The organism is Lutibacter sp., assembly GCF_033723435.1.
Classification (GTDB): domain Bacteria; phylum Bacteroidota; class Bacteroidia; order Flavobacteriales; family Flavobacteriaceae; genus Lutibacter.
In genome coordinates this window covers 65,830-80,713 of the sequence record NZ_JAWVXC010000007.1, presented here as the reverse complement: position 1 = coordinate 80,713, position 14,884 = coordinate 65,830, and the positions used below count along the sequence as shown (strand labels likewise).

16 protein-coding genes are annotated in these 14,884 nt (G+C 28.2%); 13 read left to right on the top strand and 3 right to left on the bottom strand.

Features of this window, described 5'->3' with window-relative positions; genetic code table 11:
- Positions 1-33: 33 nt before the first annotated feature.
- The 11 genes from R3342_RS11120 to R3342_RS11070 all read left to right on the top strand — a co-directional run bounded on the left by R3342_RS11120 (position 34) and on the right by R3342_RS11070 (position 11,365).
- Positions 34-465 carry a deoxycytidylate deaminase gene (locus R3342_RS11120; protein WP_413468710.1) on the top strand — a complete coding sequence of 144 codons (432 nt, stop codon included), beginning with the start codon at positions 34-36 and terminating at the stop codon, positions 463-465.
- Complete coding sequence (locus tag R3342_RS11115) at positions 462-2,087, top strand: S41 family peptidase (RefSeq protein WP_318940226.1); 1,626 nt, start codon at positions 462-464, stop codon at positions 2,085-2,087. Before R3342_RS11120 ends, R3342_RS11115 begins: the two co-directional genes overlap by 4 nt.
- Positions 2,088-2,140: 53 nt before the next feature.
- Complete coding sequence (locus R3342_RS11110) at positions 2,141-2,902, top strand: UDP-2,3-diacylglucosamine diphosphatase (RefSeq protein ID WP_318940225.1); 762 nt, start codon at positions 2,141-2,143, stop codon at positions 2,900-2,902.
- A 197-nt stretch (positions 2,903-3,099) separates the two neighbouring features.
- Positions 3,100-4,107 carry a MoxR family ATPase gene (locus R3342_RS11105; RefSeq protein ID WP_318940223.1) on the top strand — a complete coding sequence of 336 codons (1,008 nt, stop codon included), beginning with the start codon at positions 3,100-3,102 and terminating at the stop codon, positions 4,105-4,107.
- A 75-nt stretch (positions 4,108-4,182) separates the two neighbouring features.
- Positions 4,183-5,055 carry a DUF58 domain-containing protein gene (locus R3342_RS11100; RefSeq protein WP_318940221.1) on the top strand — a complete coding sequence of 291 codons (873 nt, stop codon included), beginning with the start codon at positions 4,183-4,185 and terminating at the stop codon, positions 5,053-5,055.
- Between the two features lies 1 nt (position 5,056).
- On the top strand, positions 5,057-5,977 hold the full coding sequence (locus tag R3342_RS11095; RefSeq protein ID WP_318940219.1) for a hypothetical protein: 921 nt from the start codon (positions 5,057-5,059) through the stop codon (positions 5,975-5,977).
- Positions 5,964-6,971, top strand: a complete 1,008-nt coding sequence (locus R3342_RS11090) for a VWA domain-containing protein (protein ID WP_318940217.1) — start codon at positions 5,964-5,966, stop codon at positions 6,969-6,971. Before R3342_RS11095 ends, R3342_RS11090 begins: the two co-directional genes overlap by 14 nt.
- A 26-nt stretch (positions 6,972-6,997) precedes the next feature.
- Entirely contained in the window at positions 6,998-8,038 is a 1,041-nt protein-coding gene (locus R3342_RS11085) for a VWA domain-containing protein (RefSeq protein ID WP_318940215.1), read from the top strand.
- A 7-nt stretch (positions 8,039-8,045) separates the two neighbouring features.
- A complete protein-coding gene (locus R3342_RS11080) occupies positions 8,046-8,846 on the top strand; it encodes a tetratricopeptide repeat protein (RefSeq protein ID WP_318940213.1) in 801 nt (266 codons plus the stop codon).
- Between the two features lies 1 nt (position 8,847).
- Positions 8,848-10,611: a BatD family protein gene (locus tag R3342_RS11075; RefSeq protein ID WP_318940211.1), complete on the top strand. Its 1,764-nt coding sequence runs from the start codon at positions 8,848-8,850 to the stop codon at positions 10,609-10,611.
- Between the two features lies 1 nt (position 10,612).
- Entirely contained in the window at positions 10,613-11,365 is a 753-nt protein-coding gene (locus tag R3342_RS11070; protein WP_318940209.1) for a tetratricopeptide repeat protein, read from the top strand.
- Between the two features lie 13 nt (positions 11,366-11,378).
- Here the strand turns inward: R3342_RS11070 and R3342_RS11065 are convergent, their stop codons facing one another.
- The gene (locus R3342_RS11065; RefSeq protein ID WP_318940206.1) at positions 11,379-11,888 is read right to left on the bottom strand and encodes a CvpA family protein; all 510 of its coding nucleotides are present in this window, start codon (positions 11,886-11,888) and stop codon (positions 11,379-11,381) included.
- Positions 11,889-11,952: 64 nt separating this feature from the next.
- Here R3342_RS11065 and R3342_RS11060 point away from each other — a divergent pair, with 64 nt between their 5' ends.
- Positions 11,953-12,306, top strand: coding sequence for a hypothetical protein (locus R3342_RS11060; RefSeq protein WP_318940204.1), 354 nt, complete (start codon positions 11,953-11,955; stop codon positions 12,304-12,306).
- Here the strand turns inward: R3342_RS11060 and R3342_RS11055 are convergent.
- Positions 12,303-13,097 carry an SDR family oxidoreductase gene (locus R3342_RS11055; RefSeq protein ID WP_318940202.1) on the bottom strand — a complete coding sequence of 265 codons (795 nt, stop codon included), beginning with the start codon at positions 13,095-13,097 and terminating at the stop codon, positions 12,303-12,305. The genes R3342_RS11060 and R3342_RS11055 overlap by 4 nt on opposite strands.
- Before the next feature lie 73 nt (positions 13,098-13,170).
- Here R3342_RS11055 and R3342_RS11050 point away from each other — a divergent pair, with 73 nt between their 5' ends.
- Positions 13,171-14,517, top strand: coding sequence for a TlpA disulfide reductase family protein (locus R3342_RS11050; protein WP_318940201.1), 1,347 nt, complete (start codon positions 13,171-13,173; stop codon positions 14,515-14,517).
- Here R3342_RS11050 and R3342_RS11045 read toward each other — a convergent pair.
- On the bottom strand, positions 14,514-14,873 hold the full coding sequence (locus R3342_RS11045; protein WP_318940199.1) for a YraN family protein: 360 nt from the start codon (positions 14,871-14,873) through the stop codon (positions 14,514-14,516). The two genes, R3342_RS11050 and R3342_RS11045, sit on opposite strands and share 4 nt — an antisense overlap.
- Positions 14,874-14,884 lie beyond the last annotated feature (11 nt).

The following is a 14,884-nucleotide window of genomic DNA, read 5'->3' as shown; positions in this document are numbered from 1 at the left end:
AAATATAAGTTTCTTATTACTTTCGTAATTTACATGTGTAAAATGAATAAAAAACTACAAAAATATGATGAAGCCTATATGAAGATGGCTTTGGAATGGGCTAAATTATCATATTGCGAAAGAAAAAAAGTTGGCGCTTTAATTGTGAAAGACAGAATGATAATTTCTGATGGTTTTAATGGAACACCAACAGGATTTGAAAATAATTGTGAAGAAAATGATGAAACAAAATGGTATGTTTTACATGCGGAAGCAAATGCAATATTAAAAGTTGCGTCTTCCACACAATCTTGTAAAAATTCTACGTTATATATAACTATGTCGCCTTGTAAAGAATGTAGTAAGCTAATTCATCAATCAGGAATCAAAAGAGTAGTATATGCAAACGCATATAAAGATACATCTGGATTAGATTTTTTAGAAAAAGCAGGTGTAGAATTAACATATCTTAAAAATTTAAAATGACAAAAAGAAAAATAAATTTACCATTATATTTAGCAATTGCTGTTGTTATTGGTATGGCTATTGGCACACTTTTTAACTTTAAAAAGAAACCAGCTTTATTTAGTTCAAATACAAGTGAAGCCAAAATAAAAAGACTTATTGATTATATAAATTACGATTATGTTGATAAAGTAGATACGGATAGTTTATTAGATGATGCTATAACTAAAATGCTTAGTGAATTAGATCCGCATTCCGTTTATATTCCAAAAGGGGAGTTAAAACGTATTACCGAAACCATGCAAGGAAAATTTGTTGGAATAGGAGTTTCGTTTTTGATGCATAATGATACCGTTGCCGTTAGTGATGTTATTAAAGGAGGGCCAAGTGAAAAAGCAGGGATTAAAGATGGTGATAGAATTTTAATAGCAAATAAAGATACACTTTTCGGAAAATCTATTTTAAACAAAGCGGGAGTAAATTCTGCAGAAGCAAAAACTTTTTCAGGAAACAGAAAAGTATCAGATGCTATAATTAAATCGTTAAAAGGAGAACCAGATACAAAAGTTAATGTTACCGTTTATAGAAAATCATCTAATAAAATTTTAAAATTTCCAATTATTAGAGGTGAAGTGCCAATTGTTAGCGTTCCATCTTATTATATGATTAATAAAACAATAGGATATATAAAAATTGACCGTTTTGCAAGAACTACATATAAAGAATTTAAAAAGGCATTAGAAGCTTTAAAATCTGAAGGAATGACTTCTTTAACATTAGATTTAAGAGGAAACCCAGGAGGATTTATGGATATAGCGAATAAAATAGCAGATGAATTTTTAAAAGATGGAAAATTAATAGTTTTCACTAAAAATAAATATGGTGAGGTAGATAAATTCTACGCTACAAATAAAGGTGGTTTTCAAGATAACAAAGTATATGTTTTAATAAACGAAAACTCAGCATCAGCTAGTGAAATTGTTACAGGAGCTTTACAAGATAATGATAGAGGAACAATTGTTGGAAGACGATCTTTTGGTAAAGGTTTAGTTCAGCAAGAAATGGATTTAGGAGATGGTTCAGCAGTTAGATTAACTACGTCTCGCTATTATACACCAACAGGGCGATCTATTCAAAAACCATATAACCATAAGGATAATACAAATTATGAAAATGATTATTTAAATCGTATTCACAATGGTGAATTGTTGTCAAAAGACAGTATTAAAGTTGACGATCATTTAAAATATACTACTCCAAAAGGAAAAGTAGTATATGGTGGAGGTGGAATTATCCCAGATGTTTTTGTTCCAATAGATACTACTCATGTTTTTAGTAATAAATTATATGGAAGACTTAATGAGTTTGTATTCAATTATGTAGATGACCATAGAAAAAAGCTAAGCTCTTGGAAATTAAAAGATTTTGTAGCTAATTTTGATAATTCAGATAATGTAGTTAATTCTTATTTGGATTTTATTGATTTAAAAATGCCAATTTCACCAAAAGCCAAAGAAAATTTAAAAATTTATTTAAAAGGTTTAATTGCACGTAATTTATTTGGAGAAACAGGTTATCTTATGGCAACCCAACAAAATGACAATATGATTCAAAAAGTAATTGAGTTAGATCAAAAAAACTAAATTGGTAGTTTTTATTAGTAACCGTATATTTGGCAAACTAAATTGTATTAAACTTGAATACTCCAAAAAAAATATATTTTGCATCTGACCAACACTTTGGAGCACCTACTTCCGAAAAAAGTAAACCTAGAGAAAAGCTATTTGTAAATTGGCTTGATACGATAAAAAATGATGCTGAAGCAATTTTTTTATTAGGAGATTTATTTGATTTTTGGTTTGAATATACAAAAGTTGTTCCTAAAGGATTTATTCGAGTACTTGGAAAATTAGCAGAGTTAAATGATAGCGGAATAAAAATCCATTTTTTTGTGGGCAATCATGATTTATGGATGAAAGACTATTTTGAATCAGAACTTAACATTACAATATATAGAAAACCAACAGAATTCACCTTCAATAATAAATTATTTTTAATTGGTCATGGAGATGGTTTAGGTCCTGGAGATAAAGGCTATAAACGTATGAAAAAAGTGTTTACCAATCCTTTTTCTAACTGGCTGTATAAATGGTTGCATCCTGATATAGGTGTCCGCATAGCTCAATATTTATCTGTTAAAAACAAACTGATTTCAGGAGAAGAAGATATTAAATTTTTAGGCGAAGAAAACGAATGGTTAGTTCAATATTGTAAAAAAAAATTAACTCAAAAACATTATGATTTTTTTGTTTTTGGGCACAGACATCTTCCTTTGGAAATAACCATTTCAGAAAATTCAAAATATATTAATACTGGCGATTGGATAAGTCATTTTACCTATGCAGTTTTTGAAGGCGAAAATTTAGCAATAAAAATATTTAAAAATATAAAAGCGTAGCAAAATTTACTTTTCAGTATAAACAACAATTAATATTAACTAATAATTGGGTTTTGTAATTTTTATTGTGAATATCGTGTTAAACCTCAATAGTTAGTATGATTTTTAACCTATTTTTAACAGCAAAAAATGAAATTTATGTGCTACTTGCACAGTGAATTTCAAAGAAATTATTTTACCCAAAAAATAAATATAACATGTTAGAAGAAAGTAATGTATCAGTAGATATCAAAGCTATCAATGAAAAAATAGAAGTAGAAAGTGCTTTTGTGGATTTATTAATGATGGAAATGAACAAAGTAATTGTTGGACAAAAACACATGGTTGAACGATTACTTATTGGTTTATTAGGTAACGGACATATTTTGCTAGAGGGTGTGCCAGGTTTGGCAAAAACATTAGCAATTAGCACATTATCAAAAGCAGTACAAGGTAAATTTAGTAGGTTGCAATTTACACCGGATTTATTACCTGCAGATGTTGTAGGTACTATGATTTACAATATTAAAGAGAATGATTTTTCTATTAAAAAAGGTCCAATTTTTGCCAATTTTGTATTAGCAGATGAAATAAATAGAGCACCAGCAAAAGTGCAATCGGCATTATTAGAAGCAATGCAAGAACGTCAAATTACTATTGGAGATACTACATTTAAGTTAGAAGATCCTTTTTTAGTAATGGCAACGCAAAATCCTGTAGAGCAAGAAGGTACTTATCCTTTACCAGAAGCGCAAGTGGATAGATTTATGTTGAAAACAGTAATTGATTATCCAAAAATTGCAGAAGAGCAATTGATAATGCGTCAAAATTTAAATGACAGTTATGGTGATGTAAAACCTGTAGCTTCTTTAGAGCAAATTAATAGAGCAAGAAATGCGGTTAAAGAAGTATATATGGATGAGAAAATTGAAAAATATATTTTAGATATTATTTTTGCTACTCGTTTTCCTGAAAAATATAACTTACCAGATTTAAAAGGACTTATTAGTTTTGGAGCATCTCCTCGGGGAAGTATTAATTTGGCTTTATCTGCTAAATGCTATGCATTTATTAGAAGAAGAGGTTATGTAATTCCAGAAGATGTTAGAGCTATGGTTCACGATGTTTTACGACATAGAATAGGTCTTACATACGAGGCTGAGGCTGAAAATATAACTTCTGAAGAAATTATATCTAAAATAATTAACGAAGTAGAAGTGCCTTAAAAAATTAGATAGATTACTAATTGATTTTTTTACAAACTATTCAAGGTTCTCTTTTTAATTTTTTAACCTAAATTCATGGATACTAAAGAAATACTTAAAAAAGTTCGAAAAATAGAAATCAAGACACGTCGTTTGTCTGATCATATTTTTTCAGGTGAATATCACAGTTCATTTAAAGGGCGTGGTATGACTTTTTCTGAAGTAAGACAATACCAATATGGTGATGATGTTCGATCTATAGATTGGAATGTTACGGCAAGATATAATGAACCTTATGTTAAAGTTTTTGAGGAAGAACGGGAGTTAACTATGGTTTTAATGGTAGACGTAAGTGGTTCGGAATTTTTTGGTACTACACAACAATTTAAGAAAAACACGATTACTGAAATTGCTGCTACCTTAGCGTTTTCTGCAATTCAAAATAATGATAAAGTTGGGCTTTTATTGTTTTCGGATCAAGTGGAATTGTATATTCCACCAAAAAAAGGAAAAAGCCATGTGTTACGAATTATTAGGGAATTAATAGAATTTAAACCTAAAAGCACCAAAACAAATATTTCAGAAGCTTTAAAATTTATGTCTAGTGTACAAAAGAAAAAAGCCATTCTTTTTATACTATCGGATTTTTTAGATGACACATACGAATCTACTTTAAAAATTGCAGGAAAAAAACATGATGTTACAGGCATTAGAGTATTTGATAAACATGAAAATGCTATACCAAATATTGGTTTAGTTCCTATGATAGATGCAGAAACAAAAGAAGTTATGCTTGTAAATACAGCATCAAAAAAAGTTAGAAATAGTTATACTAGTTACTATTTAAAAACGGTGGATTATTTTGAAAAATCATTTAGTCATAGTGGAGCAGGAGTAATAAGTACTCAAATAGGAGAAAGTTATGTAAAAAAATTACTGGGATATTTTAAGCAAAAAGGAGTAAGATAGTATGAACCTCAGAGAAAAATATTTAGTATATATAATGGTTTGTTTTGGTTTTATTGGTTTTTCACAAGAAAGCCCAGTAAAGGCGAGTATAGACACTACATTTATAAGAATAGGAGAACAATTTCAATACAAATTATCGGCCAATAAGGGAGATAAAGTAGTTTTTCCAAAACTTCAATTAGATAGTTTGCATAAAGTAGAAGTTGTAGAATCACTTCCAGTAGATACTTTAAAAAACAAATTAGAAAAAAAATATCTGCTTACTAGTTTTGATAGTGGCCAATATATAATTCCACAACAACAACTTCTTATAAATAATCAAAAATACCTTACGGATTCTTTATTAATAAACGTAGCTACAGTAAAAGTGGATACTACAAAACAAAAAATGTTTCCTATTAAAGCCGTAATGAAAGAGCCTAAAACAATAGATGACTATTTGTATTTGTGGTGGTTAATTTTTCCTTTGCTAGCAATTATAGGAATTATTTTATACTTCATTTTAAGGAAAAAAGTTGAAAAAGAAGCAGTAGCAGTTTACATTCCACCAATCCAAGAAGCTATGGAACGATTAAAAGCTTTGGATGAAAAACAACTATTAAAACAACATAAAATTAAACTGTATTATTCTGAATTAACTGAAATAGTTAGAACGTATATTGAAAAAGACATTAATATTCCAGCTTTAGAATCTACAACGGATGAATTATTAGAAACGATAAATGACTTTAATGAATCAAGTAAATTAGGCATTTCAAAAGAAACTATTGCAGAGCTAAAAGAAGTTTTAAAAAATGCGGATTTAGTGAAATTTGCAAAATCAAAACCAATTGAAGAAGAGATTAAAACAGATAGAAACTTATCAGAACGAATTTTGCAAAATTTAAAACCTATAAAAGATACTGAAAATGAATTGGAATAATTTTGAATTTTTGCATCCTCAGTTTTTATGGTTGTTATTATTATTGCCAATAATAGCGGTATGGTACTTCTTAATTCAAAAAAAAGAAACATCCACGTTAACCATGGCAAGTTTAAAAGGTTTTAAATCATCGCCATCTTTAGTGTCAAAGTTAAAACCATTTTTAGCAGTTTTAAGATTACTTGCAATTGGATTGTTAATTATTGCTTTAGCTCGTCCAAGAATTGTAGCAGTTAGTAAGCGTACTAAAACAAACAAAGGAATTGATATTGTTATGGCAATTGATGTTTCTGCAAGTATGTTAGCACGCGATTTAAAACCAAACCGATTAGAGGCGCTAAAAAAAGTTGCTACGCAATTTGTTAATCAAAGGCCAAATGACAGAATTGGTATTGTAGTTTATGCAGGAGAAAGCTTTACAAAAACTCCAATAACAAGTGATAAACGAATTGTTAGAAATACAATAGCAAATATAAAATGGGGAGAATTAGATGGAGGAACCGCTATTGGAATGGGATTAGGTTCTGCCGTAAACCGATTAAAAGAAAGTAAAGCAAAAAGTAAAGTTATTATTTTATTAACCGATGGTGTAAATAATACTGGATTTGTAGATCCAAAAACAGCTACAGAATTGGCGGTTGGGCTAGGTATTAAAGTATATACTATTGGCTTGGGAACAAATGGAACAGCATCATTTCCTTATGCAAAAGATCCGAGAACAGGCAAATTACTATTCAGAAATTCACCAGTAGAAATTGATGAAGGGTTGTTAAAATATATAGCAAAAGAAACAGGAGGAAGATATTTTAGAGCAACAGATAATACTAAGTTAAAGGCAATTTATAATGAAATTAATAAACTCGAAAAAACCAAAATTGATGAGTTTAAATACTATAATTACGATGAAAAGTATAGAGAATTAGTTTGGTTAGCATTGTTTTTAATAGCATTAGAATTTGTGTTAAAAAACACCATATTCAAAAGTTTTATATAATTAAATTAAGAAATTAAAAAAATAAAATGTATCAATTAGAAGAACCAACATATTTTTATTATTTGCTTATAATTCCAGCAATGTTGGTACTATTTATTGGAGTACTTTGGTGGAAAAAGAGAAAACAAAAACAGTTTGCTTCTGTTGATTTATTTAAAAAATTAAGCCCTGAAAGTTCTACATTTAAATCTATTTTAAAATTTGGAGTTTTGTCTTTTTCAATTGCATTATTAGTAATTGCATTAGTAAATCCAAAAATGGGAACTAAATTACAAACAGTTAAACGAGAAGGCGTTGATATTGTTTTTGCTTTAGACGTTTCCAAAAGTATGTTAGCGGAAGATATTGCTCCAAGCCGATTAGATAAAGCTAAACAAATTATCACTAAAATTATTGATAATTTAGGAAGTGATAGAGTAGGTATTATTGTTTATGCAGGAAATTCATACCCATTATTGCCAATTACAACAGATCATGCTGCAGCAAAAATGTTTTTACAAAATGCAAATCCAGATATGGTTTCAAGCCAAGGAACAGCAATTAATGAAGCTATTTCAAGGAGCATAACCTTTTTTGATGATAACGAACAAACCAATCGATACTTATTTGTGGTTTCTGATGGAGAAGATCATGGGGAAAGTGCTTTAAGTGCAGTAGAAAAAGCTACAAAAGAAGGAATTAAAGTTTACACTATTGGTGTTGGAACTGAAAAAGGAGGTCCAATTCCTATAAAAGATAACGGAACAATTGTACGTTACAAAAAGGATAATAAAGGCGAAGTGGTTATAACTAAATTAAATCCAAAAATTTTATCAGAAATAGCCGATACAGGAAAAGGAAAATATATTGATGGAAATAAAACACAGAAAGCTATAGATTATATTAAAAATTTATTGTTAAAAGCAAATAAAACGGAGTTTGATGCAAAACAGTTTTCAGATTACAAATCGCAGTTTGAATGGTTTGTAGCTTTTGGGTTGTTATTCTTACTTTTTGACACGTTTTTATTAGAAAAAAAAACTAAGTGGATTCAAAAGTTAAACTTATTTAATCAAACTAAAAATTAGAGATTCCATGAAAAGGTATATTGTTATTTTAATTTTATGTTTAACTAATATTGGCTTCGCTCAGCAAAAAAATAAAAAAAAGCTAGAGCGTATAGCTAGAGAAGAAGTTAGAAAAGGGAATGAACTTTACAATCAATTAAAGTTTAAAGACGCTGAAGTTGCCTATAAAAAAGCATTAGATAATAATCCTAATTATCCAAAAGCTTCTTACAATTTAGGAAACGCAATTTATCAGCAAAATAGAACTAAAGAAGCAATTAGCCAATATGAATTAGTTGAAAAAATGTTAAAAAATAAAATGAGTAAAGCAGAAGCTTTTCATAATATGGGAAATACATTTATGAAAGCTAAACAATATGCTCAAGCTGTAGAAGCGTATAAAAACTCCTTAAGAAACAACTCTAAAGATGATGAAACTAGGTATAATTTAGCTTTAGCTCAAAAAATGCTTAAAAATCAACAAAAGCAAAATAAAAATAATAAAAATAACAAAGACAAAAAGAATAAGGATAACAAGAACAACAAGAATAAAAATAACAAAGACAAAAAAAATAAGGATAAAGATAACAAGGATAACAAAAAGGATAAAGACAAAGGAAAAGATAAGAAAGATGACAAAGGAGATTCCAAAAAAAATAATCCGAAGGATCAAAAAAAGCAACCACCAAAACCACGTCCAAATCAATTATCTCCTGAGCAAATGAAGCAGTTATTAGATGCTATGAATAATGAAGAGAATAAAACGCAAAAAAAATTAAACGCAAAAAAAGCATCTGCTAAAAAAATTAAACAAGAAAAAGACTGGTAAAATGAAATTACGTAAAATTTACATACTTAGTTTTTTATTATTTTCTGTGCAATTTACGTTTGCACAAATAAACTTTACAACTTCTGTAAGTAAAAATAAATTAGGAGTTAACCAACGCTTTAGAATTGAGTTTACGGTTGACAAACAAGGAGCAGATAATTTTCAGGCGCCTTCGTTTTCTAATTTCAAAGTAGTTGGAGGTCCAAGTTCTTCTGTAAATCAATCGTGGATAAATGGTAAAGCAAGTTACTCTCAATCCTATATTTATGTTTTACAACCTAAAAAAATAGGTCAGTTTACTATAGAACCTGCTAAAATTGAATATGATGGTAGTAAAATAAAATCAAACACAGTTAAAATTACGGTAGTTAAAGCTGTTGAAGTTCCAAAAGATCCAAACAACCCACTTTATGTAGCGCAACAAAACATACATTTAGTTGCTGAAGTTTCTAAATCAAACCCTTATATAGGTGAAGGAATTTATGTGGTTTATAAATTATATGTTAGTCAAAATATTAGTGTAAACGATTGGCGAGTTACGGAAGCTCCTCAATATAATGGTTTTTGGAATCAGGATATTGATGTGAAAAATATCAATGTTAAAAACGGAACTTATAACGGAGAAAATTATCGATATATTATTCTTAAAAAAGCAGTTTTAGTTCCTCAAAGAGTTGGAAAATTAAAAATTGAGCCAATGAAAATGGACTTTTCCGTAGGTGTTCCAACCGGAAGAGGTGACTTTTTTGGGAATATGATAACCAATAATATTAATTACGATACGCAATCTGCTATAAAATATATAAACGTTAAAGCTTTACCCGAAAAAGGAAAACCTATTGATTTTTCAGGAGCTGTTGGAGAGTTTAAATTAAATGTTACCACCGATAAAAATGTATTAAAAGCCAATGAAGCGGCACAAATTAAAGTGGAGGTTACTGGTAGAGGAAATTTAAAATTATTTGATATTCCTAAAATAACCACACCAAAACAATTAGAGATTTATACTCCTGAACATAAAGAACAAGTAAATACATCCTTAATAGGATTAAGAGGAAGTATTTCAGATACTTACACTGTTGTTCCTCAATTTAAAGGGAAATATAAAATTCCGGCAGTAACATTTAGTTATTTTAATACAAAAGAAAAAAAATATGAAACCTTAAAAACAAAGGATATAATTGTTGAAGTTACCGAAGGGAAAAAAATACCGTCAATTACAGACACTATTGAAAACAAAAACAAAAAAAGAGTAGTTGAAAATAATAGCTTCCGATTTATTACATTAAATACACAATTTGAACCTAAAGAAAAGGAAGTGTTTTTGTATTCTACTAAATTTTATTGGCTACTATTACTACCGTTTTTAGCTATTCCAATAGGTATGTTTATAGGTAAAAAAAGAGAAGAAAGAGCTAATGATGTTTTTGGAAATAGAATACGTAAAGCAGATAGATTAGCTAAAAAATATTTGTCTGAAGCAAAAAAACAGTTAGGTAAAAAAGAAGATTTTTATATTGCGTTAGAAAAAGCATTACACAACTTTTTAAAAGCTAAATTGTTTGTTGAAACTTCTGATATTTCTATTGAAAAAATTACAGAACTACTACTAAATAAAAAAGTAGATAAAGAAATTGTAGATGAATTTATTGAAGTTTTAACCGATTGTGATTTTGCTCGATTTACACCAACATCCAATGTTATGATGGAAAATGAATTTGAAAAAGCAAAAAAAGTAATTACTAAATTAGATAAACATTTATAATATGAAAAATGTAGTTTTTAGTTGGTTTTTATTGTTTACAACCTTAATGTTGGCTCAAACTCCAAAGGAAATATTTTCCAAAGGGAACGAATTATATAAAAATGGAGATTACTTAAAAGCAATTGACTCATATAAATCTATTGAAGATGAAGGACTGCAATCCGATGCTTTATATTTTAATTTAGGTAATTGTTATTATAAACTAAATAAAGTAGCTCCAGCTATTTATTATTACGAAAAAGCTTTAAAAATAAATCCAGAAAACCAAAAAGTAATTACGAATTTATCTTTTGCAAAAAGAATGACTATTGATGTAATTGATACGCTTCCAAAAACTTTTTGGCAAAAATTTTCTACAGCTATAATTCAAAAATTTTCTTTTAATAATTGGGCAATAATTGCTGTTGTAGCATCATTTTTAGTTGCTATTTTCTTTTTGCTGTATTATTTCTCTTACTCTTCAACCAAAAAATTAATGTATTTTAATACTTCCTTAATTTCATTGGCAGTATTAGTAATATCTTTATTTTTTGCTATAGAAAATTATAAACAAGTTAAAAATAATAGAACAGCAATTATTTTTGCAACTAAAGTTGAAGCTAAAAGTGCACCTTCCGTTAATAGTGATGAAGTTTTTGAGTTACACGAAGGAACTAAAGTAATGGTGTTAGATGAGTTAGATAATTGGAAACAAATAAAACTTTCTGATGGAAAAACTGGCTGGATTTCAGCAGATGATTTAAAAGAAATATAGTAATAGAATTGGGTTAATTTTCGTTATCGGTTTTAGAATCAACAACTTTAATAAAGTTTGGGAAAAGTGTTGGAGCTAAATTTTTTATAGGTTCATATAAAATAGTTTCGTTTTGTTGTTCTGCCGATAAAAAAGGGATTGTGTTGTTAAGTTTGCTAAAAATTAATAGTACAATGCTTAAAATTAACCCAATTTTTAAAGCACCAAAAACGCCACCTAATAATTTATTTAATAAACCTAACGCTGCAAAATTTGCAATTTTTGTAAATAACTTTCCTAACAATGCAATTACAATTACAATTATGGCAAAAGTTAAAGCAAAAGCTACAATAGTTATATATTTTTCATCCCATGAAACATAATTTTTTAAAATAGCCGAAGCAAAATAAGAAAAATGAATTGCTCCATAAACGCCAAGTATTAACGCTGCTAATGAAGCTATTTCAACAAACAAACCTTTTAACAAACCTCTTATAAAACCAAAAATTAATAAGGCGGAAATAATAATATCAAAAGTATTCATAGGATAGTTTTTGTAAATATACATGAATCGATTTGTATATTTGCAGACAAATAAAAAATTTCAAATGTCAAGAGATCAAGTTTTAAAAGAAAATTGGGAAACTGTTATAAATAAATTATCCGATAAATTTGGAGAAGGAGAAGAACTACAATTAGACGCAATAATTTATTTAATAGGAATTCAAGAATTAGGAAAAGGTGCGCAATCTTTTAAAAAGGATGAAAAAATAAACTTAATGCATATTGCAATATGTAGATTATTAGAGCCTTTCGGTTATTATAAATTCGATTTTTTTGACGAAGATGGATGGCCTCATTATAAAGTTCAAGAAGAATTACCAATACTAAAATCAGGAGAACAAACAGTACTTATGAAAGAGGCAATTGTACTTTATTTTAAAGAAAAAGAACTTATTTAAGTTACTGCCATCTTTCGAATCATTTTTGCAAGCAGTTTTGGAAAAAATCGTTTTACATATACTGCTAATTTTTCTTTAAAACCACCAATGTAAACTTCTTGTTTTTCTTTTTTTACAGCTTTTAGTAATTTTTTGGAAAAAGCTACACTAGTTAAGCCGTTATTGGTAGCGTTATCCATTTTATTTTGGGGAGTTCCGTCTCCAGTTAAAGCATTAATGGATACATTGGTTTGTACAAAACCAGGACAAGCCAAGGTTACTTTAATGTTGTTTGAATAAACTTCTGCTCGTAAACTATCAAAAAAACCGTGTAAAGCATGTTTAGAAGCTGCATATGAAGAACGTAAAGGAGTCCCAATTTTTCCAACAATACTTGTAGTAACTACAAAAACACCACTATTTTGTTGGATAAAGTAAGGTAAAAGCGCTTTGGTTAAGGCAACAGTTCCTAAATAATTAATATCCATTATTTTTTTATCTACAGCAATAGTTGTGTCTTTTGCTAAACTTCGTTGGCTAATACCTCCGTTATTAAAAAGCACATCAATTTTCCCAAATAACACTATAGCTTCTTTAGTTTTATTTATTAAACTATTATAATCTTCTAAATCTAGAGGTAATATTTTTATGTTTTCTTGATTTTTACACTTCTTTTTAACTTCGTTTAATTTTGACTCGTTTCTGGAAGACAATATTAATTTAGTAGATTTTTTAGAAAGTTCAATAGCTAAGGATTTGCCAATTCCAGAAGAAGCACCTGTTATCCAAATTACTTTATGGTCAAAATTCATTTTTAACATTTTTTAAAAGATAAAAATAATTACTTTTGGTCTGATTATTGAATAAATGATAAAAAAAACTAAAATGGTCAAAAAAATTTTATTTAGCATTATATTGTTTAGCCAAATTACATTTGGACAAAACTATGTAAAAGGAACAATGAACCCAGCCTACAGCAATCAATATAATTGGGTTATTTTATATCAATTAAAAGGAGCAAAACAGGTTTACATAGGAAATACTACTTTGGCCAATGGAGAGTTTAAAATTAATATACCTGCAACTGCTAGTAAAGGTGTGTATAGATTAATGTATAAAATGGATCAAAAAAGTCAAGTTGATTTTATTTATAACAAAGAAAACGTAGAGTTGACTTTTAATCCAAAAGAGCCAAAAACTTCCGTAAAATTTATAGTGTCTGATGAAAATAAATTGTACAGTAATTATTTAATAAAAGCTACTGCTTTGCAACAAAAATTAGATTCTTTACAGTTAGAATATTTTCACTTAAAAGACAATAAATCCAAAATGGAAGTTTCAAATTTGTATTCTAAAACATTAAAAGATTATAAAGAAACAGAAAAATCTTATCAGTTAAAGAGTGAAGGTTTACAAGCAAGTCATTTTATAAAAGCTAATGAAGTTTATTTCCCAAGCAAATTATTAAAAACACCACAAGAATTTTTAAATAGTAAAAAACAACATTATTTTGATTTTGTAAATTTTGAAGATAAAGTGCTTCAAAACTCTATTTTTATTACCGAAAAGGTTATTGATTATGTGTTTTATTTAAGCGTTTCTGAAGATGTTTCTGTCCAAAATTCATTATATAAACAAGCAATTAAAGAAGTTGAAGAAAAAGCAGGAAATGATTTATTGTTAAAAAGCGATTTGTTAACCACTATTTTGTACAATTTTAATCAGCAGGAAAATGCTCCTTTAATGAAGTATGTTTTAAATATTTACACAAAATTGCCGAAAGAATTTCAAAATTTAGAAGTAATTAAAGACACAAAAAATAAATTAAAATTAGCTATAGGTAATGTAGCTCCAGATTTTTCTTGGCAAGAAAATGGTGTAACTAAAAAATTATCGAATTTAAATATTGCCGATCATTATATTTTAGTTTTTTGGAGTACCACTTGCTCACATTGCTTGCATGAAATTCCTTTGTTACATGAGTTTTCAAAAACCTTAAAAGATGTGCATGTAATAGGTTTTACTTTAGAAAAAGACGATTTAGGGTTTAAAAAATATTCAAAATTATATCCAGAATGGACTAATGTTTTAGGGTTAAATAAATGGCAAAATAAAACTGCTAGAACATACGAAATACGTGCAACACCAACGTATTTTATTTTAGATAAGAATAAAAGAATTGTTGCAAAACCCAATCATTTTGAAGATGTTAAAGCATTTTTCAAAAATTAAAAATGTAAAAAAGCATCTTTTAAATGTTCTATTTCAAAGGTGCTTTTATTTTTTAAAATAGCAATAATATCAAACCTAACTTCCACATCTAATTTTTTTGAAATTACATATTCATTAATGGCTTCTACCAATAATTGAATCTTCTTTTGAGTTACAAAATCCTGTGGATTTCCAAAATAATTAGTAGAGCGTGTTTTTACTTCAATAACGGCTAGAGTATTATTTTTTAGCGCAATAACATCTACTTCGGCTTTTTTAAATCGCCAGTTCGTATCTAATATTTTATATCCTTTTTTTTGAAGAAATTCAACGGATAAGTCTTCTCCTTTTTTCCCTAATTCGTTATGTATAGCCATTTTTTTGTTGT

Excerpts from the sequence above, each read along its gene's own strand:
- R3342_RS11120 (WP_413468710.1), top strand. The coding sequence starts at position 34 with ATGTGTAAAATGAATAAAAAACTACAAAAATATGATGAAGCCTATATG.
- R3342_RS11115 (WP_318940226.1), top strand. The coding sequence starts at position 462 with ATGACAAAAAGAAAAATAAATTTACCATTATATTTAGCAATTGCTGTT.
- R3342_RS11105 (WP_318940223.1), top strand. The coding sequence starts at position 3,100 with ATGTTAGAAGAAAGTAATGTATCAGTAGATATCAAAGCTATCAATGAA.
- R3342_RS11100 (WP_318940221.1), top strand. The coding sequence starts at position 4,183 with ATGGATACTAAAGAAATACTTAAAAAAGTTCGAAAAATAGAAATCAAG.
- R3342_RS11095 (WP_318940219.1), top strand. The coding sequence starts at position 5,057 with ATGAACCTCAGAGAAAAATATTTAGTATATATAATGGTTTGTTTTGGT.
- R3342_RS11090 (WP_318940217.1), top strand. The coding sequence starts at position 5,964 with ATGAATTGGAATAATTTTGAATTTTTGCATCCTCAGTTTTTATGGTTG.
- R3342_RS11085 (WP_318940215.1), top strand. The coding sequence starts at position 6,998 with ATGTATCAATTAGAAGAACCAACATATTTTTATTATTTGCTTATAATT.
- R3342_RS11080 (WP_318940213.1), top strand. The coding sequence starts at position 8,046 with ATGAAAAGGTATATTGTTATTTTAATTTTATGTTTAACTAATATTGGC.
- R3342_RS11075 (WP_318940211.1), top strand. The coding sequence starts at position 8,848 with ATGAAATTACGTAAAATTTACATACTTAGTTTTTTATTATTTTCTGTG.
- R3342_RS11070 (WP_318940209.1), top strand. The coding sequence starts at position 10,613 with ATGAAAAATGTAGTTTTTAGTTGGTTTTTATTGTTTACAACCTTAATG.
- R3342_RS11065 (WP_318940206.1), bottom strand. The coding sequence starts at position 11,888 with ATGAATACTTTTGATATTATTATTTCCGCCTTATTAATTTTTGGTTTT.
- R3342_RS11060 (WP_318940204.1), top strand. The coding sequence starts at position 11,953 with ATGTCAAGAGATCAAGTTTTAAAAGAAAATTGGGAAACTGTTATAAAT.
- R3342_RS11055 (WP_318940202.1), bottom strand. The coding sequence starts at position 13,097 with ATGAATTTTGACCATAAAGTAATTTGGATAACAGGTGCTTCTTCTGGA.
- R3342_RS11050 (WP_318940201.1), top strand. The coding sequence starts at position 13,171 with ATGGTCAAAAAAATTTTATTTAGCATTATATTGTTTAGCCAAATTACA.
- R3342_RS11045 (WP_318940199.1), bottom strand. The coding sequence starts at position 14,873 with ATGGCTATACATAACGAATTAGGGAAAAAAGGAGAAGACTTATCCGTT.